Source organism: Pseudomonas sp. HLG18, from assembly GCF_051903985.1.
Classification (GTDB): Bacteria; Pseudomonadota; Gammaproteobacteria; order Pseudomonadales; family Pseudomonadaceae; genus Aquipseudomonas; species Aquipseudomonas fluorescens_BT.
On record NZ_CP195831.1, the window covers coordinates 2,776,108 to 2,797,072 of the forward strand.

Consider the following 20,965-nt stretch of genomic DNA (forward strand, 5'->3'; position numbering starts at 1 on the left):
AGCCACGCCCGCTGACACCGGGCCAACGAAGACCTTTGAACCATGGCCACTATCCACGTAGACGGCAAAGCGCTCGAAGTCGACGGGGCAGACAACCTGTTACAGGCATGTCTGTCGCTGGGCCTCGACATCCCTTATTTCTGCTGGCACCCCGCGCTTGGTAGCGTTGGGGCCTGCCGCCAGTGCGCGGTCAAGCAGTACACCGACGAGAACGACACCCGTGGTCGTATCGTCATGTCCTGCATGACGCCTGCCACCGACAACACCTGGATCTCCATCGACGATGAAGAATCCAAGGCGTTCCGCGCCAGTGTTGTTGAATGGCTGATGACCAACCACCCGCACGACTGCCCTGTGTGCGAGGAAGGCGGTCACTGCCACCTGCAAGACATGACCGTGATGACCGGCCACAACGAGCGCCGTTATCGCTTTACCAAGCGCACTCACCAGAACCAGCAACTGGGCCCGTTCATTTCCCACGAAATGAACCGCTGCATCGCCTGCTACCGCTGCGTGCGTTTCTACAAGGACTACGCCGGCGGCACCGACCTGGGTGTATTCGGCGCCCACGACAACGTGTACTTCGGTCGCGTTGAAGACGGCACCCTCGAAAGCGAGTTCTCCGGCAACCTCACCGAGGTTTGCCCGACCGGTGTGTTCACCGACAAGACTCACTCCGAACGCTACAACCGCAAGTGGGACATGCAGTTCTCGCCGAGCATCTGCCATGGCTGCTCCAGCGGTTGCAACATCTCCCCGGGCGAGCGTTACGGCGAACTGCGTCGCATCGAAAACCGTTACAACGGTTCGGTGAACCAGTACTTCCTGTGCGACCGTGGCCGTTTCGGTTATGGCTACGTCAACCGCACCGACCGTCCACGTCAGCCACTGCTGGCCGATGGCACCAAGCTTGGGCTGGATGCTGCGCTGGACAAAGCCGCCGACCTGCTGCGCGGTCGCAACATCGTCGGTATCGGTTCGCCCCGTGCCAGCCTCGAAAGCAACTACGCGTTGCGTGAACTGGTCGGCGCCGAGCACTTCTACTCCGGTATCGAAGCGTCCGAACTGGAACGCATCCGTCTGGTCCTGCAAGTGCTGAAGGACAGCCCGCTGCCCGTGCCGAACATGCGCGACATCGAAGACCACGACGCCGTGTTCGTCCTCGGTGAAGACCTGACCCAGACCGCCGCCCGCATGGCCCTGGCCCTGCGTCAGTCGGTCAAAGGCAAGGCCGAAGACATGGCCGAAGCCATGCGCGTTCAGCCGTGGCTCGACGCGGCGGTGAAGAACATCGGTCAGCACGAACTGAACCCGCTGTTCATCGCCAGCCTGGCTGAAACCAAGCTCGACGACATCGCCGAAGAGTGTGTACACGCCGCTCCCGACGATCTGGCGCGCATCGGTTTCGCCGTGGCTCACGCCCTGGACGCCAGCGCACCGGCCGTCGAAGGTCTGGACGCCGAAGCCCTGGAACTGGCCAAGCGCATCGCCGATGCCCTGCTCGCTGCCAAGCGTCCGCTGATCATCGCCGGTACTTCGCTGGGCTCCAAAGCCTTGATCGAAGCCGCTGCGAACATCGCCAAGGCCCTGAAGCTGCGCGAGAAGAACGGTTCGATCAGCCTGATCGTGCCGGAAGCCAACAGCCTCGGCCTGGCCATGCTCGGTGGCGAATCGGTTGATGCTGCGCTGCAAGCAGTGATTGACGGCAAGGCCGACGCCATCGTCGTGCTGGAAAACGATCTGTACACCCGTACCGCCAAGGCCAAGGTCGATGTGGCACTGAACGCTGCGAAAGTAGTGATCGTTGCCGACCATCAGAAGACCGCCACCAGCGACCGCTCGCATCTGGTTCTGCCAGCCGCCAGCTTCGCTGAAGGCGACGGTACGCTGGTCAGCCAGGAAGGCCGCGCCCAGCGCTTCTTCCAGGTTTTCGACCCGCAATACATGGACGCGAGCATTCTGGTCCACGAAGGCTGGCGCTGGCTGCACGCCCTGCGCGCCACCCTGCTGAACCAGCCGATCGACTGGACGCAACTCGACCACGTGACCGCTGCCGTTGCTTCGAGCACCCCGCAACTGGCCCGTATCGTCGACGCCGCGCCGTCCGCCTCGTTCCGCATCAAGGGTCTGAAACTGGCCCGTGAACCGCTGCGTTACTCTGGTCGCACGGCGATGCGCGCCGACATCAGCGTTCACGAACCACGCACCCCGCAAGACAAGGACACCGCGTTCGCCTTCTCGATGGAAGGTTACTCGGGCTCCGCCGAACCGCGTCAGCAGGTACCTTTTGCATGGTCGCCGGGCTGGAACTCGCCGCAAGCCTGGAACAAGTTCCAGGACGAAGTCGGTGGTCACCTGCGCGCTGGCGATCCGGGCACCCGCCTGATCGAAAGCACCGGTGACTCGCTGAACTGGTTCGCCAGTGTTCCGCGCGCGTTCAACCCGGCCCAGGGCACCTGGCAAGCCGTGCCGTTCTACCACCTGTTCGGCAGCGACGAGACCTCGTCGAAAGCCGCTCCGGTCCAGGAACGCATTCCGGCCGCCTACGTTGCACTGGCCAAGTCCGAAGCGGATCGCCTGGGCGTCAACGAAGGCGCACTGCTGAGCCTCAATGTTGCCGGCCAGACCCTGCGTCTGCCGCTGCGCATCAATGAAGAGCTGGGCGCTGGCCTGGTTGCACTGCCGGCCGGTCTGGCAGGCATTCCGCCGGCGATTTTCGGCCAAACCGTTGATGGTCTGCAGGAGGCAGCGCAATGACCTGGTTCACCCCTGAAGTGATCGATGTGATCCTGACGGTCATCAAGGCCATCGTGATCCTGCTGGCCGTGGTGGTCGCAGGCGCGTTGCTCAGCTTTGTCGAACGTCGCCTGCTGGGCTGGTGGCAGGACCGTTACGGTCCGAACCGCGTCGGCCCGTTCGGCATGTTCCAGATCGCAGCCGACATGCTGAAGATGTTCTTCAAGGAAGACTGGACCCCTCCGTTTGCCGACAAGGTGATCTTCACCCTGGCGCCGGTGGTGGCCATGTCCGCCCTGCTGATCGCGTTCGCGATCATCCCGATCACCCCGACCTGGGGCGTGGCGGACCTGAACATCGGCCTGCTGTTCTTCTTCGCCATGGCCGGTCTTTCGGTCTACGCGGTACTGTTCGCCGGCTGGTCGAGTAACAACAAGTTCGCCCTGCTGGGCAGCTTGCGTGCCTCGGCGCAGACCGTGTCCTACGAAGTGTTCATGGGCCTGGCCCTGATGGGCATCGTGGTGCAGGTCGGCTCGTTCAACATGCGCGACATCGTCGAGTACCAGGCGCAGAACCTGTGGTTCATCATTCCGCAGTTCTTCGGCTTCTGTACCTTCTTCATCGCTGGCGTGGCCGTGACTCACCGTCACCCGTTCGACCAGCCGGAAGCAGAACAGGAACTGGCCGACGGTTACCACATTGAATACGCCGGTATGAAATGGGGCATGTTCTTCGTCGGTGAATACATCGGCATCATCCTGATCTCGGCGCTGCTGGTCACCCTGTTCTTCGGTGGCTGGCACGGTCCGTTCGGCATCCTGCCGCAACTGTCCTTCGTCTGGTTCGCACTGAAGACCGCGTTCTTCATCATGCTGTTCATCCTGCTGCGCGCCTCCATCCCGCGTCCGCGTTATGACCAGGTGATGGATTTCAGCTGGAAATTCTGCCTGCCACTGACCCTGATCAATTTGCTGGTGACCGCTGCAATCGTGTTGTGGAACACGCCTGCGGTTGCGGTTCAGTGAGGATTTGACCCATGTTCAAATATATTGGCGACATCGTTAAGGGTACCGGTACCCAGTTGCGCAGCCTGGTCATGATCTTCGGTCATGGCTTTCGCAAGCGCGACACCCTGCAATACCCGGAAGAGCCGGTCTACCTGCCGCCACGCTACCGTGGCCGTATCGTCCTGACCCGCGACCCCGATGGCGAAGAACGCTGCGTAGCCTGCAACCTGTGCGCCGTGGCGTGCCCGGTGGGTTGCATCTCGCTGCAGAAAGCTGAAACCGAAGACGGTCGCTGGTACCCGGACTTCTTCCGTATCAACTTCTCGCGCTGCATTTTCTGCGGTCTCTGCGAGGAAGCCTGCCCGACCACCGCGATCCAGCTCACGCCGGATTTCGAGATGGCCGAGTTCAAACGTCAGGACCTGGTGTACGAGAAAGAAGATCTGCTGATCTCCGGCCCCGGCAAAAACCCTGATTACAACTTCTATCGTGTTGCAGGTATGGCCGTTGCGGGCAAGCCGAAAGGCGCCGCACAAAACGAAGCCGAGCCGATCAACGTGAAGAGCTTGCTGCCTTAAGGAAGAACGATGGAATTCGCTTTCTATTTCGCATCGGGTATCGCTGTTGTGTCCACACTGCGTGTGGTCACCAACACCAATCCTGTGCACGCCCTGCTCTACCTGATCATTTCGCTGATCTCCGTGGCCATGACCTTCTTCGCTCTCGGCGCACCGTTCGCCGGCGTGCTGGAAGTGATCGCCTACGCCGGCGCCATCATGGTGCTGTTCGTGTTCGTGGTGATGATGCTGAACCTGGGGCCTGCCTCGGTTCAGCAGGAACGCACCTGGCTCAAGCCCGGCATCTGGGCAGGACCGGTGATTCTCGCCGCCCTGCTGCTGGCCGAACTGCTGTATGTGCTGTTCGCTCACCAGAGCGGTCAGGCCATCGGTCAAACCACCGTTGACGCGAAAGCCGTGGGCATCAGCCTGTTCGGTCCGTACCTGCTGGTGGTCGAACTCGCCTCGATGCTGCTGCTCGCTGCAGCCGTCACGGCGTTCCATTTGGGCCGTAACGAGGCGAAGGAGTAAGACATGCCTGCTATCCCTCTCGAGCATGGATTGGCCGTTGCCGGCATCCTGTTCTGCCTTGGTCTGGTCGGCCTGATGGTCCGCCGCAACATTTTGTTCGTGTTGATGAGTCTGGAAGTGATGATGAACGCCTCTGCACTGGCCTTCATCGTCGCGGGCGCCCGCTGGGCGCAACCGGATGGACAGATCATGTTCATCCTGGTGATCAGCCTTGCAGCCGCCGAAGCCAGTATTGGCCTGGCGATCCTGCTGCAACTGTATCGCCGCTTCCACACGCTCGATATCGACGCTGCCAGTGAGATGCGCGGATGAACCTACTCTTTCTGACTTTCGTATTCCCTCTGATCGGGTTCCTGTTGCTGTCGTTCTCCCGCGGCCGCCTCTCGGAAAACCTGTCGGCGCTGATCGGTGTCGGCTCCATCGGCCTGTCTGCCATCGTCGCGGCCTACGTGATCTGGCAGTTCAACGTCGCTCCACCGGAAGGTGGCGTGTACGTCCACGTACTGTGGAAATGGATCTCGGTGGAAGGCTTCCAGCCGAACTTCGCCCTGTACCTGGATGGTCTGTCCGTGACCATGCTCGGTGTGGTGGTCGGCGTGGGTTTCCTGATCCACCTGTTCGCCTCCTGGTACATGCGCGGTGAAGCCGGTTACTCGCGCTTCTTCGCCTACACCAACCTGTTCATCGCCAGCATGTTGTTCCTGGTCCTGGGCGACGATCTGCTGTTCATCTACTTCGGTTGGGAAGGCGTGGGCCTGTGCTCGTACCTGTTGATCGGTTTCTACTACAGCAACCGCAACAACGGTAACGCCGCGCTGAAAGCCTTCATCGTCACCCGTATCGGCGACGTGTTCATGGCGATCGGCCTGTTCATCCTGTTCCAGCAACTGGGCACGCTGAACGTCCAGGAACTGCTGGTGAAAGCGCCTGAGCACTTCAAGGTCGGCGATTTCTGGATCGTGCTGGCGACCCTGATGCTGCTGGGTGGTGCGGTCGGCAAATCGGCTCAACTGCCGCTGCAGACCTGGCTGGCGGACGCGATGGCCGGCCCTACCCCGGTTTCGGCACTGATCCACGCCGCAACCATGGTGACCGCCGGTGTCTACCTGATCGCCCGTACCCACGGTCTGTTCGCCCTGGCGCCGGACATCCTGCACCTGGTCGGCATCGTTGGCGGTGTGACGCTGGTTCTGGCCGGTTTCGCGGCACTGGTGCAAACCGACATCAAACGTATCCTCGCCTACTCGACCATGAGCCAGATCGGCTACATGTTCCTGGCGCTGGGCGTTGGTGCCTGGGAAGGCGCGATCTTCCACCTGATGACCCACGCCTTCTTCAAGGCCCTGCTGTTCCTCGCTTCCGGTGCGGTGATCGTTGCCTGCCACCACGAGCAGAACATCTTCAAGATGGGCGGCCTGTGGAAGAAACTGCCACTGGCCTACGCCAGCTTCATCGTCGGTGGTGCCGCTCTGGCCGCCCTGCCGCTGGTGACCGCAGGCTTCTACTCCAAGGACGAAATCCTCTGGGAAGCGTTCGCCAGCGGCCACAACGGTCTGTTGTACGCCGGTCTGGTCGGTGCGTTCATGACCTCGCTGTACACCTTCCGCCTGATCTTCATCGCGTTCCACGGTGAAGCCAAGACCGAAGCTCACGCCGGTCACGGCATCGCTCACTGGCTGCCACTGTCGGTGCTGATCGTGCTGTCGACCTTCGTCGGCGCCATGATCGTTCCACCGCTGCACGGCGTACTGCCCGAGAGCGTTGGCCATGCCGGTGGCGAAGCCAAGCACAGTCTGGAAATCGCCTCGGGCGCCATCGCCCTGGCCGGTATCCTGCTGGCGGCCCTGCTGTTCCTCGGCAAGCGTCGCTTCGTGACCGCGATCGCCAACAGCGGCATCGGCCGTCTCCTCTCGGCCTGGTGGTTCGCTGCCTGGGGCTTCGACTGGATCTACGACAAACTGTTCGTCAAGCCGTACCTTGCGATCAGCCACATGCTGCGCAAAGACCCGCTCGACCAGACCATCGGTCTGATCCCGCGCATGGCCAAGGGGGGTCACACCGCCCTGAGCCGTACCGAAACCGGTCAACTGCGTTGGTACGCTGCTTCGATGGCTGCTGGTGCCGTGTTGGTCATCGGCGCTGTCGTGCTGGTAGCGGTCTGATATGAACCTTGCGAATTTGCGAAAGGAAACGAGCCCGTCATGATTCTGCCTTGGCTAATCCTGATCCCCTTCATCGGCGGCCTGCTGTGCTGGATGGGTGAGCGCTTCGGCGCTACCCTCCCCCGCTGGATTGCGCTGTTGACCATGACCCTGGAACTCGCCCTCGGCCTCTGGCTGTGGGCCCACGGTGACTATTCATTTGCACCGGCGCCTGGCGCCGATCCGACCTGGGCGCTTGAGTTCAAGCACGTCTGGATCCAGCGCTTCGGCATCAATGTGCACCTGGCCCTCGACGGCCTGTCGCTGCTGATGATCCTGCTGACCGGTCTGCTGGGTATCCTGTCGGTACTCTGCTCGTGGAAAGAGATTCAACGTCACGTGGGCTTCTTCCACCTGAACCTGATGTGGATCCTGGGCGGCGTTGTCGGCGTGTTCCTCGCCCTCGACCTGTTCATGTTCTTCTTCTTCTGGGAAATGATGCTGGTGCCGATGTACTTCCTCATCGCGCTCTGGGGTCACAGTTCTTCGGACGGCAAGAAAACCCGTATCTACGCAGCGACCAAGTTCTTCATCTTCACTCAGGCTTCCGGCCTGATCATGCTGGTGGCGATCCTCGGTCTGGTCCTGGTCAACTACAACAGCACCGGCGTGATCACCTTCAACTACGCCGACCTGTTGAAGACCAAGATGTCGATGACCACCGAGTACATTCTGATGCTCGGCTTCTTCATCGCCTTCGCGGTCAAACTGCCAGTGGTTCCGTTTCACTCCTGGCTGCCTGACGCTCACGCCCAGGCGCCGACTGCAGGTTCCGTCGACCTCGCCGGTATCTTGCTGAAAACCGCGGCCTACGGTCTGCTGCGTTTCGCCCTGCCGCTGTTCCCGAACGCCTCGGCCGAGTTCGCACCGATCGCCATGACCCTCGGTCTGATCGGGATCTTCTACGGTGCGTTCCTGGCGTTCGCACAAACCGACATCAAGCGTCTGATCGCCTTCTCGTCCGTTTCCCACATGGGCTTCGTACTGATCGGCATCTACTCCGGCAGCCAACTGGCCCTGCAAGGTGCAGTGATCCAGATGCTGGCGCACGGTCTGTCGGCCGCGGCACTGTTTATCCTCAGCGGTCAGCTGTACGAGCGTCTGCACACGCGTGACATGCGCGAGATGGGCGGCCTATGGTCGCGTATCGCTTACCTGCCGGCGATCAGCCTGTTCTTTGCAGCCGCCTCTCTGGGTCTGCCGGGTACCGGTAACTTCGTCGGCGAGTTCCTGATCCTGATCGGTACGTTCGCCAGTGCTCCATGGATCACCGCGATCGCTACCTCCGGTCTGGTGTTCGGTTCGGTCTACTCGCTGATCATGATCCACCGTGCCTACTTCGGTCCGTCCAAATCGGATTCGATCCTGCACGGCATGGACGGTCGCGAACTGATCATGGTGCTGGGCCTTGCGGTACTGCTGATTTACCTCGGCGTCTACCCGCAACCGTTCCTCGACACTTCTGCCGCCACGATGCATGGCGTGCAGCAGTGGCTCGGCACCGCCTTCACTCAACTCGCTTCGGCCCGGTAAGAGCGCTATGGAATTCACGATTCAACACTTTATTGCGCTTGCGCCACTGTTGATCACCAGCCTCACCATTATCGTGGTGATGCTGGCAATCGCCTGGCGCCGCAACCACTCGCAGACCTTCCTGATTTCGGTGGCAGGTCTGAACCTGGCCTTGCTGTCGATTCTGCCGGCCCTGAAAGTCGCGCCTCTGGCCGTGACCCCATTGCTGCAGATCGACACCTTTGCCTGCCTGTACATGGCGCTGATCCTGGTCGCCACCCTCGCTTGCGTCACCCTCGCCCACGCCTACCTCGGCGATGGCGGTTCGGGTTACCCGGGCAACCGTGAAGAACTGTACCTGCTGATCCTGATGGCCGCCGCCGGTGGCCTGGTTCTGGTCAGCGCGCAGCACCTGGCCGGCTTGTTCATCGGTCTGGAACTGCTGTCGGTGCCGGTCTACGGTCTGGTGGCCTACGCCTTCTTCAACAAGCGTTCGCTGGAAGCCGGCATCAAGTACATGGTGCTGTCGGCCGCCGGTTCCGCGTTCCTGCTGTTCGGTATGGCGCTGCTGTACGCCGACTCGGGTTCGCTGAGCTTCGTCGGTATCGGTCAGGCACTGGCCGCGACCGGCCTGCCAAGCTCGCTGGCGCAACTGGGCCTGGGCATGATGCTGATCGGTCTGGCATTCAAGCTGTCGCTGGTACCGTTCCACCTGTGGACGCCGGACGTGTACGAAGGTGCTCCGGCACCGGTGGCCGCGTTCCTCGCCACCGCGTCGAAAGTGGCTGTGTTCGCGGTCATGGTTCGACTGTTCCAGATCTCCCCTGCCGCCAGCAGTGGCGTTCTGAGCAACGTGCTGACCATCATCGCCATCGCCTCGATCCTGTTCGGTAACCTGCTGGCCCTGACCCAGAGCAACCTCAAGCGTCTGCTCGGTTACTCGTCCATCGCGCACTTCGGCTACCTGCTGATCGCACTGGTGGCGAGCAAGGGTCTGGCAGTGGAAGCCATCGGCGTGTACCTGGTCACCTACGTGATCACCAGCCTCGGCGCCTTCGGCGTGATCACCCTGATGTCCTCGCCGTACAACGGCCGTGACGCAGACGCCCTGTACGAATACCGCGGCCTGTTCTGGCGCCGTCCGTACCTGACCGCCGTACTGACCGTGATGATGCTGTCCCTGGCCGGTATCCCGCTGACTGCAGGCTTCATCGGCAAGTTCTACATCATCGCCACCGGTGTCGAATCTCACCAATGGTGGCTGGTAGGTTCGCTGGTACTGGGCAGCGCCATCGGCGTGTTCTACTACCTGCGCGTGATGGTCACCCTGTACCTGATCGAACCGAACCTGCGCCGCCACGACGCCCAACTGCACTGGGAACAGAAAGCAGGCGGCGTGATGCTGCTGGCGATCGCTGTGGTTGCGTTCTTCCTGGGTGTTTACCCGCAGCCGTTGCTGACCCTGGTTCAGCAGGCGGGTCTGGCGGGCTGATTGCTCTGCTGGAATGGCTACAAACGGAAACGGCACCTTCGGGTGCCGTTTTTGCGTTTTGGGAATCCATTACGAGTGCCCTGCCCTTTCCGCATCCACCTAACAAAATTGTAATTCCCCTATCACCTCCGCGTTATCCGCAGCCTGCAACGATGTCACCCGGCGACCCTACAGGCGGGCCCTTGCCCGTCGAACAATAAAACCCACGCCGAAGCACGTTCCCGTTCTGCCGAACTCAGGAGTGATTGATGGTTAACAACACAAAAATATCGATGGCCGCTTTAGCAGTGGTCGTCGGCGCCGGGCCGTCCATGGTGTTTGCAGAAGACAAACCCGAAGGGTTTATCGAAGGCAGCAGCCTGTCGGTACTCAACCGCAACTTCTATTTCAATCGTGATCACCGCAACGGCCAGTCCAGCCCCACCGGCAATGGATATTCCGAGGCCTGGGCCCATGCGGTCATCAGCAAGTTCGAATCTGGCTTCACCCAAGGCACTGTCGGGGTCGGGGTGGATGCTTTCGCGATGATCGGCCTGAAGCTAGATACCGGAGACGGCCGCAACGGTGGCCGCAGTTCGTTCGATGTGTTGCCGGTCGACAGCGAAGGCAAAGCACGGGACGAATACACCAAGATCGGTGGTGCCGCCAAAGTGCGGGCCTTCGATACGGTGGTGAAAATCGGCGACGTGTTCCCGGCCAACCCGGTGGTTGCAGCAGGTGATTCGCGACTGCTGCCGGAAAGCTTTCGCGGCGTGACGGCGACCAACACCAGCATCGAAGGTCTGTCGATCCAGGGCGGCCGGTTGCATGCGATGAGCCAACCGGTGTCCAGCGACATGCGCGAAAACTTCGCGACCTTCTATGCCGGCCCGGTCAACTCGCCCTGGATCGCTTACGGCGGCGGCGATTATGCGCTGAACAAAAACCTGAGTTTCAGCCTGTACTCCAGTCGCCTCAAAGATGCCTGGAACCAGTATTACGCCGGCACCACCTGGACGTATCCGCTATCGGATGACCTGTCGCTGTTCGGTGGCCTGAACTATTACAAGGCAGTCGATGAAGGCAAACAGTTGCTCGGTCAGTTCGACAACAACATCTGGAGCGGCCGCGTCGGCGTGAAGCTTGGCGCCCACTCGGTCGCGCTCTCCCACCAGCGCAACAACGGCAACGACGACTTCGATTACCTGCGCCAGTCCGACTCGATCTTCCTCGACAACTCGATCCAGTACAGCGACTTCAACTCGCCGAAAGAGCGCTCCTGGATGGTCCGCTACGACGTCGACATGACCACCTATGGTGTGCCGGGCCTGTCGTTCATGACCCGTTACGCACGCGGCACCGACGCCGACTACTCCAACGCCAACACCGTGTACATGCGCCGTGATGCCGACGGTAATCCGCTGACCGATCAGAAACGCTGGGAGCGTGACATCGAAGTCAAATACGTGGTGCAAAGCGGTTCGATGAAGGATCTGTCGCTGCGTCTGCGCCAGGCCACGACCCGTGCCACCGCATTCGAGTCAGACCTGGATGAAGTGCGGGTGATCGTCGAATACCCGCTGGCGATTCTCTGAGTTTCACGAGCAATGCCCATTCACCTTTAGAAGCTCCTTGCTCCTTTGGTAAGAGGTGAATCTTTGGCGTCCTTCGGGACGCCTTTTTTTATGCCTGAAAAAAAGCCCGACTCACTGAACATGAACCGGGCGCTTGAGCCGTTACAGACGCTATCCCCCCTGCTGACGACAGTTGCCCATCACGCTGTAGGTGACCGTATTGAGCTGCCCCTTGGAGTCTTCGTAAGTCATCGCGGCCGGCACCACCGCACATTCATTTTTCGGCCGGACAACACTCACCACTTTTTTCACGTCCAGCTTCATTCCGTACTCGTATTCCTTGACCACCGGTGCCGCTTTGCCCTGACTGGCCGCGTACTGCTCCATGGCTTTGGTGTTGGCGCTGAGCGCCCGGTCGAACGTTCTGTCGCCACCGCCTTCGGCCAGCGCATTCCAAGACACTGCCATGACACCGGTGAACGCCATCCACTTGAGAAGCTTCATATCCATCTCCCTCAAAACAAACTCATAAAAAAGCCCACCATCGATGCGCGATGACGGGCTCATTCACTGGCAGAACGCTTACAGGTCTTGGGTCTTGTCGTCCTTCTTGTCGTTCACAACGACCGGATCACGGGCCTTTTCCTTGGCGGCAAACACCTCCATCGAGCGGCCATTGGCAGCCATCATTTTTTCGAAAGTGCGGTCGCCGCCACCTTCGGCCAACACCAGGGAAGACATCATCAGAGCCACGGCAAACGCGCCAATCTGTGCAAGTTTCATCGTTGATTCCTCATTCAAGTAACTGACGGGATCAAGGTAACAATCCGAACCTTTCGTGACGGTGGCGCCGAAATTACATATCCGTCATGTAGAAAGGCCCGCATGGGCGGGCCTGTTGTTGAGGCAAAAAGTGACTAGACCGCCGTGGGCGATTCCTCGTCCCGACGGTGCGCCAGCTGATACAGCGCCGGCAGGATCAGCAACGTGAGAATGGTCGAGGACAGGATCCCGCCAATCACCACCGTCGCCAGCGGTCGCTGCACCTCGGCCCCGGTGCCGGTCGCCAGGGCCATCGGAATGAAGCCCAGGGACGCCACCAGCGCCGTCATCAACACCGGGCGCAACCGTGTCAGTGCACCGACGTTGATCGCGTCGGCAAGCGAGCGCCCCTCCTCCCGCAAGTTACGAATGAACGCGATCATCACCAGCCCGTTAAGCACCGCCACACCGGACAACGCAATAAAACCGACGCCCGCCGAAATCGACAAAGGAATGTCCCGCAGCCACAACGCTATGACGCCACCGGTCAACGCAAACGGAATCCCGGTGAACACCAGCAAGCCGTCCTTGAGGTTGTTGAACATCATGAACAGCAACCCGAACACCAGCAGCAACGCCACCGGCACCACGATCTGCAAGCGCTTGGCCGCCGATTGCAGTTGCTCGAACTGCCCGCCCCAGGTGGTCCAGTAACCCGCCGGCACCTGCACGTCGCGCTCGATCGCTTCGCCCGCCTCGGCGACGAAAGAACCGATGTCGCGCCCACGCACGTTGGCGCTGACGATCACCAGGCGCTTGCCGTTCTCGCGACTGACCTGATTCGGCCCCAGCACCAGATCGAGGCTGGCCACGTCCTTGAGCGCAATGAAGCCGATCTGACTGGAGGCATCAGCACCCGCCGCCGGCACCGGGATCAGCAGCGCCGACAACCCGTCGATGTCCTTGCGCATGGCGTCGGACAAACGCACGACCATGTCGAACCGGCGATCACCTTCGTACATTGTCCCGGCCTTCTGCCCACCGACAGCCACCGCAATGGTGTCCTGCACATCGCCGACGTTGAGCCCGTAACGCGCCGCCTTATCGCGATCGATGTTGATGGTCAGCACCGGCAGACCGGTGGTTTGTTCGACCTTGACCTCGGACGCACCGTCGACCTTCTGCATCGCGGCGGCAATCTTTGCCGCCGTTGCATTGAGCACGTCCATGTCATCACCAAACACCTTGACCGCCACGTCGCTGCGCACGCCGGAGATCAGTTCGTTGAAGCGCAACTGGATCGGCTGCGACAGTTCATAGTTGCTGCCCGGCAACGTCGCGGCGGCTGTTTGCAGTTCGGCCATCAGGGTTTCCCGGGACTTGCCCGGGTCCGGCCATTGTTCTTTGGGCTTGAGCATCACGTAGCTGTCGGAGATGTTCGGCGGCATCGGGTCGGAAGCGATTTCGGCGGTGCCGGTGCGGGCGAACACCCGCTCAACCTCGGGCACTTTGGCCAGGATCAACGTTTCCAGCCGCTGCTGCATGTCCACCGATTGCGTCAGGCTGGTGCCCGGCACGCGCAGCGCCTGCAAGGCAAAATCGCCCTCGCTGAGACTCGGCACAAACTCGCTGCCCATGCGGCTGGTGATCACACCGCTGAGCACAATCACCCCCAGCGCCGCGCCGACCGCCATCGCCCGATGGGACATGACCCAGGCCAGCGCCGGTGCATAAACACGACGTGCGCCGCGCATCACCACGCCCTCTTCTTCCTTGACCTTGCCGGTCACGAACAGCGCAATCGCCGCCGGTACAAACGTCACCGACAACAGCATGGCACCGAGCAGTGCGATGACGACGGTGAACGCCATCGGGTGGAACATTTTCCCTTCGACACCGCTCAAGGCGAAGATCGGCAGGTACACCACCATAATGATCAACTGGCCGAAAATCAGCGGTCGCCGCGCCTCTTTTGCCGCCGCAAACACTTCATGGAAGCGCTCGGATCGCGTCAGCAGGCGCCCGTGATGCTGCTGCGCATGAGCCAGCCGTCGCAGGGTGTTTTCGACGATCACCACCGCGCCGTCGACGATGATGCCGAAGTCCAGCGCGCCGAGGCTCATCAGGTTGGCGCTGACCTTGTTGCTGAACATGCCGGTGAAGGTGAACAGCATCGACAGCGGAATCACCATCGCCGTGATCAGCGCGGCGCGGATGTTGCCGAGAAACAGAAACAAAATCGCGATCACCAGAATCGCGCCCTCGACGAGGTTCTTCTTCACCGTGGCGATGGCCTTGTCGACCAGGTGCGTGCGGTCGTACACCGGCACCGCGATCACGCCAGTGGGCAACGACTTGTTGATCTGTTCGAGCTTGGCGGCGACGGCCTGGGAGACCGTGCGGCTGTTTTCACCGATCAACATGAACACCGTGCCGAGCACCACTTCACGGCCATTTTCCGTGGCGGCGCCGCTGCGCAGCTCACGACCGATCTCCACGGTGGCGACGTTCTTGATGCGGATCGGCGTGCCGTCGACATTGGCCATGACGATATTGGCGATGTCCTCGGTGCTCGCCACCTGCCCCGGCGCGCGAATCAGCAATTGCTCGCCGCTGCGTTCGATGTAGCCGGCGCCGACGTTGGCGTTGTTACGCTCCAGCGCCGTTACCAGATCGGTGAGGGTCAGCTTGTAGGCCGCAAGTTTTTTGGGGTCGGGCGCGATCTGGTATTCCTTGGCAAAACCGCCGATGGTGTTGATCTCGGCCACGCCGGGGACGTTGCGCAGTTGCGGCTTGATGATCCAGTCCTGAATCACCCGCAAGTCGGTCGGTGTGTAGGGCGTGCCGTCGTCCTTCAGCGCACCTTCCCTGGTCTCGACCGTCCACAAAAAGATCTCGCCGAGCCCTGTTGAGATCGGCCCCATCACCGCTTCCACACCTTCGGGCAATTGCTCCTTGGCGGACTGCAAGCGTTCGTTGACCAATTGCCGGGCAAAGAACAGATCAGTGCCGTCCTTGAAGATCACCGTGACCTGGGACAACCCCGAGCGCGACAGCGAGCGGGTCTGCTCCAGCGCCGGCAGACCGGCCATCGCGGTTTCAATCGGAAAAGTGATGCGCTGCTCGGTCTCCAGCGGCGAGAACCCCGCCGCACCGGTGTTGATCTGCACCTGGACGTTGGTGATATCAGGCACAGCGTCGATCGGCAGCTTCTGATAACTGGCGATGCCGAGGCCGGCCATGAGCAGAACGGCGAGCAGCACGATGATGCGCTGCTCGATGGCAAACTGGATCAGGCGTTCGAACATGGGAGTCTTCCGCGATTAATGACTGTGCTCGGCCGAGGCTTTGCCCAGCTCCGATTTGAGGACGAAGCTGCCGGCGCTGGCGACTTGCACGCCCGGCTCCAGCCCGGCGGTGACTTCCACTTGCCCCGCCGCCCGACTGCCCAGCTCCACCGCTCGCGCTTTGAAGCCGTCGTAGGTGCGCACGAATACCGTGGGTTTGTCCTCGACGGTCTGGATCGCGGTTTCCGGCACGGCGACTTTGGCCTGGCGGCTGTCGGTGGCGACCAGCGCGGTGACAAACAGGCCCGGGCGCCATGAGCCTTGCGGGTTTTCCAACGTCACGCGAATCGTCGCGGTGCGGGTCTGTTCGCCGAGCAGGCTGCCGACGTAAGCCACGGTGCCGGTCACATCAGCATTCAGTTCCGCCGCACTGACGATGACGGGTTTGCCCACTTGCACCTTGTTCAGCTCCTTGGGCGAAACGCCGAACGTGACCCACACCCGGGACAAGTCCGAAAGCGTGAACGCCGCCGTGGTTTCATCGACCACCTCCCCCGGCGTCAGGTGTTTTTCCACCACCACGCCATCGAATGGCGCCCGCAGTTCATAACGATTGCCGCCAGTGGCGACCACACTGCCGCTGAGCACACTGATCTTTTGCCGGGCGTTGCTCACGGCGATTTCGGCTTCTTCCAGGGCCTGACGCGCCTGAAGGAAATCCTGCTCGGCGGAAATCTTGTCCTGCCACAGTTTCTTCTCGCGCTCGAACGTCGTGCGGGCCAAGGCCAGACGGCGTTGCGCAGCAGCCTGTTCGCTGCGCTGATCGGAAATCTGCTGGCTGGCGATCACGGCCAGCAACTGGCCCTTCTTCACCGACTGCCCGAGATTGACCGACACCGACTCGACCACGCCCGGTACACGCGGCACCACATGCGCGGTGCGGTCTTCGTCGAAGCGCACTTCGCCGGGGAATGACAGACCGAGGCTGAAGTTCTGCGCCTGGGCGGCGGCCAGTTGAATCCCCGCCGCCGCGATCTGCTCATCAGTCAATTCGATGTGCCCTTCTTCGCCATGCTCGCCGTCAGCGGCGGCGCCTTCTTCGGCGTGATCGGCGTGTTCTGCCGCTTCATCGGCATGCGCATCGATAGACCCATTGCCGCCCCACATCGAGCCGATGCCAATGCCCAGCGCCAAGGTCGCCGCAGCGACCACGATCAGTTTTTTATCCATGGAAACTCCTCTGCGCCGTACCGTCGCGCAGTGATCAGAAGGTTGAAATTCAAGGGTTGGCGCTGAGGTCGCCGAAGATGCGTTCGATGCGCACCCGGGCGTCGGTCGCCTCGCTCACCGCCTGGATGTATTGGCTGCGAGCGGCGATCAATGTGCGCTGGGCGTCGAGCACGTCGAGGAAGCCGAACTTGCCCATTTCGAAACCGCGAGTGGCGCTGTCCACCGCACTTTGCGCGGCGGGCAGGATGGTCTGATTGAACGCCTTGATTTCGCCGTTGGCGGTCTGCCACTGCTCCAGCGTGGTCTGGATTTCCGTGCGCAGGCGCAGCTCAGTGGCGTTGCGCAGGTCCCGTGCCTGATCGGCACGCCGCGCCGCCGCCAGCACATTGCCCTGATTGCGGTTGAACAGCGGAATAGGCATCGACAGCCCGACCACGTTGACCCGCTCGCGCTCGGTTTCGCTGTACTGGCTGCCGATGCTGACGGTGAGATCGGGAATCCGCTGGGACTTTTCCAGCCCCAGCGACGCCTCGCGCTGATCGATCTGCAACCTGGCCAGGCGCAGCTCCGCCGTCTCGTTCAGGCGCTCAAGCAAACGGGTGGGCGTCGGTACGCTGGGCAGGCTATGAGTCGCGGTCTGCACCGTGGTCGACGTCGGCAACGGTGCGCCCATGACCTGGGCCAATTGCTGGTACGCATTGGTCTGATCGCGCTCAGCGCGGCTCAATTCCAGGCGCACTTCCGAAAGCTGCACTTGCGCCCGAGTGCCTTCGACCGGCGACGACTTGCCCGCCTCGATCCGTCCCAGCGCCACGCGCAAACCGTGCTCGGCGAGTTGCAGCGACTGCCGGGCCAGTTGCAAACGTTGCTGCGCAGTTTGCGCGCCATTGAACGCTTGAAGCACGTCGGCGCGCAGTGCGTTGCGCTTGCGCTGCAGCTCGATGCCGGCGGCATCCTGCGCACGACTCGCCACATCAATCCGCGCACCACGCTTGCCGCCCAGCTCGATCGGCTGACTGAGCATCACCGTGGTGGTGCGTGACTGGCGCCGAGTGTCTTCAGCCTCCCACGAAACCTCGGGATTGGGGATCAGCCCGGCCTGTTTGCGGTCACCTTCGGCAATGCCGATTTCCCACTGCGCGGCGGCCAGCTCCGGGTTGCCGGCGAACGCGGTTTGCAGCGCCTGATCCAGCGTCAGGGTCGATGCACTGGCAAGGCCTGTGCAGGCCAGCAACAAGAGGCCGCTGGCGGTTTTTTTCAGGCGTGAGCGCGCCGTCAGTTCAATTAAACCGGGCAATGGAAGACTTCCTTCAATCAAGAATCGTTGATGGCGCCACGGTAGGGTTTTGAACTTATCGACAAGGTGACGTGAACATTACAAATCCGTTATCCACGGTTAATCGAAGTTGTTTTGCTCTAGGATTCGAAGTTCGAATGGCTTTGCTGCAACACACCGAAACAAATGCATGTTAGTTATCAGCCGAACAGCACTTGCCGAAATGGAAGTCATGAAAAATTGACCACTTCGCTGCGACAGGCTGTCGCGGACGGCTGTTTTAAAGGACTCAGGCGTTGACTCTGTAGCCACTACAGCCTTTACCTTGCACGCCATCCCGTTATTGAAAACGTCCGGAAGCCCCAACAAAAACAATAACTTTCCCGGCCACCTTAATTAAATATCCATTGAATAAAAGTGGTGAAAAATCATGCGAATCCTTGTCGTCGAGGACGAGCTTAAAGCTGCCGAATACTTGCATCAGGGCCTGACCGAAAGTGGTTATATCGTTGACCACGCCATTAATGGCGCGGATGGTTTGCACCTGGCGCAACAACAGGTTTATGACCTGATCATTCTGGATGTGAATCTGCCGGAACTCGACGGTTGGGGCGTGCTGGAGCAACTGCGCCGCACCCATTCCACGCGAGTGATGATGCTCACCGCACGCGGTCGCCTGGCGGACAAGATCCGGGGCCTGGATCTGGGCGCCGACGACTATCTGGTCAAGCCGTTCGAATTCCCGGAATTGCTGGCGCGGGTACGCACCTTGATGCGCCGCAGCGAAAACATCCCGGTGCCGCAAGTACTCAAGGTCGCCGATCTGGAACTCGATCCGGGCCGTCACCGGGCCTTTCGTGGCACCCAGCGTATCGACCTCACCACCAAGGAATTCGCCCTGCTGCATTTGCTGATGCGCCAGTCCGGCGAAGTGCTGACCCGCACTCAAATCATCTCGTTGGTATGGGACATGAACTTCGACTGCGACACCAACGTGGTCGAAGTCTCGATCCGCCGCTTGCGGGCGAAGATCGACGACCCGTTCGACAGCAAACTGATCCACACCCTGCGCGGTGTCGGCTATGTGCTGGAGGCACGGGAATGAAGCCCGCCAGCCTGTCGCTGCGATTGGGTCTGACCGTCAGTACTCTTGGTGCGTTGCTGGTGGTGTTCCTGGCGATCCTTGCGTATTTCGCCCTGACTCATGAGCTCGATGCATTGTCCCGGGACAGCCTGGAAAAGAAGATGGCGCAGGTGGAACACAGCCTCTCGCTGTACGTCGATGCCAATGAAGTCAGCAGCAAGCCGCACATTCTGCTCGATCAGGTCATGGGGCATGACAACCTGACGCTGACGATTTATGACCGAGGCAACCTGCGCTCGCCGCTGCTCAAGTCCGGGTCGGGATTGACGGACCCACGGATTGAATTGAAAGCGGTGCGGGCGACGACCGATCAGTTGTCCTATACCGACAGCTTCGATGCCGAAGGTGCGAAATTTCTCACCGCCTCGAAATTGATTCGCCTGAAGGACGGCAGCAACGTACCGGTGCTGTTGTCGATGGACAATGCCCACGATCAGGCGTTGCTCAGCGCCTACCTGCGCTCGACGCTGATTGCCTTGCCGTTGCTCCTGGTGTTCATCGGCCTGACCGCCTGGGGCGCGGTGCAGCGCGGACTGGCGCCGCTGCGCGAGTTTCGCAAAGTGGCGGCCCGGGTGACCACCCAGGACCTCGACCACCGGTTGTCGGTGGTGAACATGCCTCAGGAACTGAGCGAACTGGCGCAAGGCATCAACGTCATGCTCGATCGCCTGGACAACGGTGTGCAGCAGTTGTCGCAGTTCTCCGATGATCTGGCCCACGAGCTGCGCACGCCGATCAACAATTTGATGGGCAAGGCTCAGGTAACGCTTTCACGCGAGCGCACTGTCGAGGAATACACCGATGTTCTAGTGTCGTGCACCGAGGAGCTGGAGCGGGTCGCGCGGATTGTCTCGGACATGTTGTTCCTGGCCCAGGCCAGCCAGCCGATGGCACACGCGTCGTTCGAGCCGATTGCGCTGGAAAACGAGGCGTTACGGGTAGCCGATCTGTTTTCCCTCCCGGCGCAAGACAAGCAGATCCATCTGAAAGTAGTCGGCAGTGCTCAGGTTTCGGGCGACCGCTTGATGATCCAGCGGGCGATATCCAACCTGCTGTCCAATGCCCTGCGCCACTGCCCCGCCGGCAAAACCGTTTCGCTGTTCATTGAACAGGCGCCGACACAGGTGGCACTGCGAGTGAGCAATCCCGGCGCAGGCATCGAAGCGCAGCACTTGCCGCATCTGTTCGACCGTTTTTACCGCGTCGACAGCAGTCGCACCCGCTCGCAGGGCAGCACCGGTCTGGGGCTGGCCATCGTGCGCTCGATCATGACCCTGCATCAGGGCACCACGCAGGTGCAAAGCCGCCCGGGGGCGATGACGGTATTCAGCCTGGTGTTCCCCGTGTTCGCGGAAAAGCACTAAAACCCTCAAACAGATTTGTGCGGTGTTTTCTCAATTTCCGTCGGAAAAATCACCGCACAAGTACGCCATAGCGCCATGTAAATCCTTCAGTGGGATTTTGCGGCAGCCTCACGATGAAACGTCTGACAAGGACAGGGAAAAAACTGCGCAGACGGTTGGTTCCTGATCGTTTCGTTCGTCTTTTTGCACTCAGCCGCCCCCCTCTAAAACAAGCGTTTCGGTGATCCGACGCATCCCTTCAAGATTTATCAGTACGTATTTCAGGGCGGTTAAAAACCGCGAACGGAAACGTCTGGACATTTTTGACCCCACC

16 protein-coding genes are annotated in these 20,965 nt (G+C 60.9%); 11 read left to right on the forward strand and 5 right to left on the reverse strand.

Annotated features, from left to right (window positions below):
• Nucleotides 1-42 precede the first annotated feature (42 nt).
• The 9 genes from nuoG (at nt 43) to ACSPX5_RS12840 (ending at nt 11,610) form a co-directional block, all read left to right on the forward strand.
• The gene (gene nuoG / locus ACSPX5_RS12800; RefSeq protein WP_439821834.1) at nt 43-2,757 is read left to right on the forward strand and encodes an NADH-quinone oxidoreductase subunit NuoG; all 2,715 of its coding nucleotides are present in this window, start codon (nt 43-45) and stop codon (nt 2,755-2,757) included.
• Nucleotides 2,754-3,761, forward strand: coding sequence for an NADH-quinone oxidoreductase subunit NuoH (gene nuoH, locus ACSPX5_RS12805; protein ID WP_007951460.1), 1,008 nt, complete (start codon nt 2,754-2,756; stop codon nt 3,759-3,761). Before nuoG ends, nuoH begins: the two co-directional genes overlap by 4 nt.
• Nucleotides 3,762-3,772: 11 nt before the next feature.
• A complete protein-coding gene (gene nuoI, locus ACSPX5_RS12810; RefSeq protein WP_085690002.1) occupies nt 3,773-4,321 on the forward strand; it encodes an NADH-quinone oxidoreductase subunit NuoI in 549 nt (182 codons plus the stop codon).
• A 9-nt stretch (nt 4,322-4,330) separates the two neighbouring features.
• Nucleotides 4,331-4,831 carry an NADH-quinone oxidoreductase subunit J gene (gene nuoJ, locus ACSPX5_RS12815; RefSeq protein WP_085690004.1) on the forward strand — a complete coding sequence of 167 codons (501 nt, stop codon included), beginning with the start codon at nt 4,331-4,333 and terminating at the stop codon, nt 4,829-4,831.
• A gap of 3 nt (nt 4,832-4,834) precedes the next feature.
• Nucleotides 4,835-5,143 carry an NADH-quinone oxidoreductase subunit NuoK gene (nuoK, locus tag ACSPX5_RS12820; protein WP_003180046.1) on the forward strand — a complete coding sequence of 103 codons (309 nt, stop codon included), beginning with the start codon at nt 4,835-4,837 and terminating at the stop codon, nt 5,141-5,143.
• The gene (nuoL, locus tag ACSPX5_RS12825) at nt 5,140-6,993 is read left to right on the forward strand and encodes an NADH-quinone oxidoreductase subunit L (protein WP_439821835.1); all 1,854 of its coding nucleotides are present in this window, start codon (nt 5,140-5,142) and stop codon (nt 6,991-6,993) included. The genes nuoK and nuoL overlap by 4 nt, the downstream gene beginning before the upstream one ends.
• A 39-nt stretch (nt 6,994-7,032) precedes the next feature.
• A complete protein-coding gene (nuoM, locus tag ACSPX5_RS12830; protein WP_007951464.1) occupies nt 7,033-8,565 on the forward strand; it encodes an NADH-quinone oxidoreductase subunit M in 1,533 nt (510 codons plus the stop codon).
• Nucleotides 8,566-8,572: 7 nt separating this feature from the next.
• Nucleotides 8,573-10,036 (forward strand): NADH-quinone oxidoreductase subunit NuoN, encoded by a 1,464-nt coding sequence (gene nuoN, locus ACSPX5_RS12835; protein WP_169430947.1) that lies wholly within the window; start codon nt 8,573-8,575, stop codon nt 10,034-10,036.
• 248 nt (nt 10,037-10,284) lie between these two features.
• Entirely contained in the window at nt 10,285-11,610 is a 1,326-nt protein-coding gene (locus tag ACSPX5_RS12840; RefSeq protein ID WP_439821836.1) for an OprD family porin, read from the forward strand.
• Between the two features lie 150 nt (nt 11,611-11,760).
• Here ACSPX5_RS12840 and ACSPX5_RS12845 read toward each other — a convergent pair whose 3' ends face one another.
• From ACSPX5_RS12845 to ACSPX5_RS12865, 5 genes are all read right to left on the reverse strand, one after another.
• Entirely contained in the window at nt 11,761-12,093 is a 333-nt protein-coding gene (locus tag ACSPX5_RS12845; RefSeq protein ID WP_439821837.1) for a DUF2790 domain-containing protein, read from the reverse strand.
• Between the two features lie 78 nt (nt 12,094-12,171).
• Nucleotides 12,172-12,372, reverse strand: coding sequence for a co-regulatory protein PtrA N-terminal domain-containing protein (locus ACSPX5_RS12850; protein ID WP_041475587.1), 201 nt, complete (start codon nt 12,370-12,372; stop codon nt 12,172-12,174).
• Between the two features lie 134 nt (nt 12,373-12,506).
• On the reverse strand, nt 12,507-15,659 hold the full coding sequence (locus ACSPX5_RS12855) for an efflux RND transporter permease subunit (RefSeq protein ID WP_439821838.1): 3,153 nt from the start codon (nt 15,657-15,659) through the stop codon (nt 12,507-12,509).
• A 15-nt stretch (nt 15,660-15,674) separates the two neighbouring features.
• The gene (locus ACSPX5_RS12860; protein WP_439821839.1) at nt 15,675-16,868 is read right to left on the reverse strand and encodes an efflux RND transporter periplasmic adaptor subunit; all 1,194 of its coding nucleotides are present in this window, start codon (nt 16,866-16,868) and stop codon (nt 15,675-15,677) included.
• Nucleotides 16,869-16,917: 49 nt separating this feature from the next.
• On the reverse strand, nt 16,918-18,165 hold the full coding sequence (locus ACSPX5_RS12865) for a TolC family protein (RefSeq protein WP_439821840.1): 1,248 nt from the start codon (nt 18,163-18,165) through the stop codon (nt 16,918-16,920).
• Between the two features lie 409 nt (nt 18,166-18,574).
• Here ACSPX5_RS12865 and ACSPX5_RS12870 point away from each other — a divergent pair, with 409 nt between their 5' ends.
• Nucleotides 18,575-19,249 carry a heavy metal response regulator transcription factor gene (locus ACSPX5_RS12870; RefSeq protein ID WP_169430954.1) on the forward strand — a complete coding sequence of 225 codons (675 nt, stop codon included), beginning with the start codon at nt 18,575-18,577 and terminating at the stop codon, nt 19,247-19,249.
• Entirely contained in the window at nt 19,246-20,652 is a 1,407-nt protein-coding gene (locus ACSPX5_RS12875; RefSeq protein WP_439821841.1) for a heavy metal sensor histidine kinase, read from the forward strand. The genes ACSPX5_RS12870 and ACSPX5_RS12875 overlap by 4 nt, the downstream gene beginning before the upstream one ends.
• The last annotated feature ends 313 nt before the right edge of the window (nt 20,653-20,965 follow it).

Bases quoted from the DNA above. Each gene is read 5' to 3' on its own strand.
- nuoG (WP_439821834.1), top strand. From the start codon at position 43: ATGGCCACTATCCACGTAGACGGCAAAGCGCTCGAAGTCGACGGGGCA.
- nuoH (WP_007951460.1), top strand. From the start codon at position 2,754: ATGACCTGGTTCACCCCTGAAGTGATCGATGTGATCCTGACGGTCATC.
- nuoI (WP_085690002.1), top strand. From the start codon at position 3,773: ATGTTCAAATATATTGGCGACATCGTTAAGGGTACCGGTACCCAGTTG.
- nuoJ (WP_085690004.1), top strand. From the start codon at position 4,331: ATGGAATTCGCTTTCTATTTCGCATCGGGTATCGCTGTTGTGTCCACA.
- nuoK (WP_003180046.1), top strand. From the start codon at position 4,835: ATGCCTGCTATCCCTCTCGAGCATGGATTGGCCGTTGCCGGCATCCTG.
- nuoL (WP_439821835.1), top strand. From the start codon at position 5,140: ATGAACCTACTCTTTCTGACTTTCGTATTCCCTCTGATCGGGTTCCTG.
- nuoM (WP_007951464.1), top strand. From the start codon at position 7,033: ATGATTCTGCCTTGGCTAATCCTGATCCCCTTCATCGGCGGCCTGCTG.
- nuoN (WP_169430947.1), top strand. From the start codon at position 8,573: ATGGAATTCACGATTCAACACTTTATTGCGCTTGCGCCACTGTTGATC.
- ACSPX5_RS12840 (WP_439821836.1), top strand. From the start codon at position 10,285: ATGGTTAACAACACAAAAATATCGATGGCCGCTTTAGCAGTGGTCGTC.
- ACSPX5_RS12845 (WP_439821837.1), bottom strand. From the start codon at position 12,093: ATGAAGCTTCTCAAGTGGATGGCGTTCACCGGTGTCATGGCAGTGTCT.
- ACSPX5_RS12850 (WP_041475587.1), bottom strand. From the start codon at position 12,372: ATGAAACTTGCACAGATTGGCGCGTTTGCCGTGGCTCTGATGATGTCT.
- ACSPX5_RS12855 (WP_439821838.1), bottom strand. From the start codon at position 15,659: ATGTTCGAACGCCTGATCCAGTTTGCCATCGAGCAGCGCATCATCGTG.
- ACSPX5_RS12860 (WP_439821839.1), bottom strand. From the start codon at position 16,868: ATGGATAAAAAACTGATCGTGGTCGCTGCGGCGACCTTGGCGCTGGGC.
- ACSPX5_RS12870 (WP_169430954.1), top strand. From the start codon at position 18,575: ATGCGAATCCTTGTCGTCGAGGACGAGCTTAAAGCTGCCGAATACTTG.
- ACSPX5_RS12875 (WP_439821841.1), top strand. From the start codon at position 19,246: ATGAAGCCCGCCAGCCTGTCGCTGCGATTGGGTCTGACCGTCAGTACT.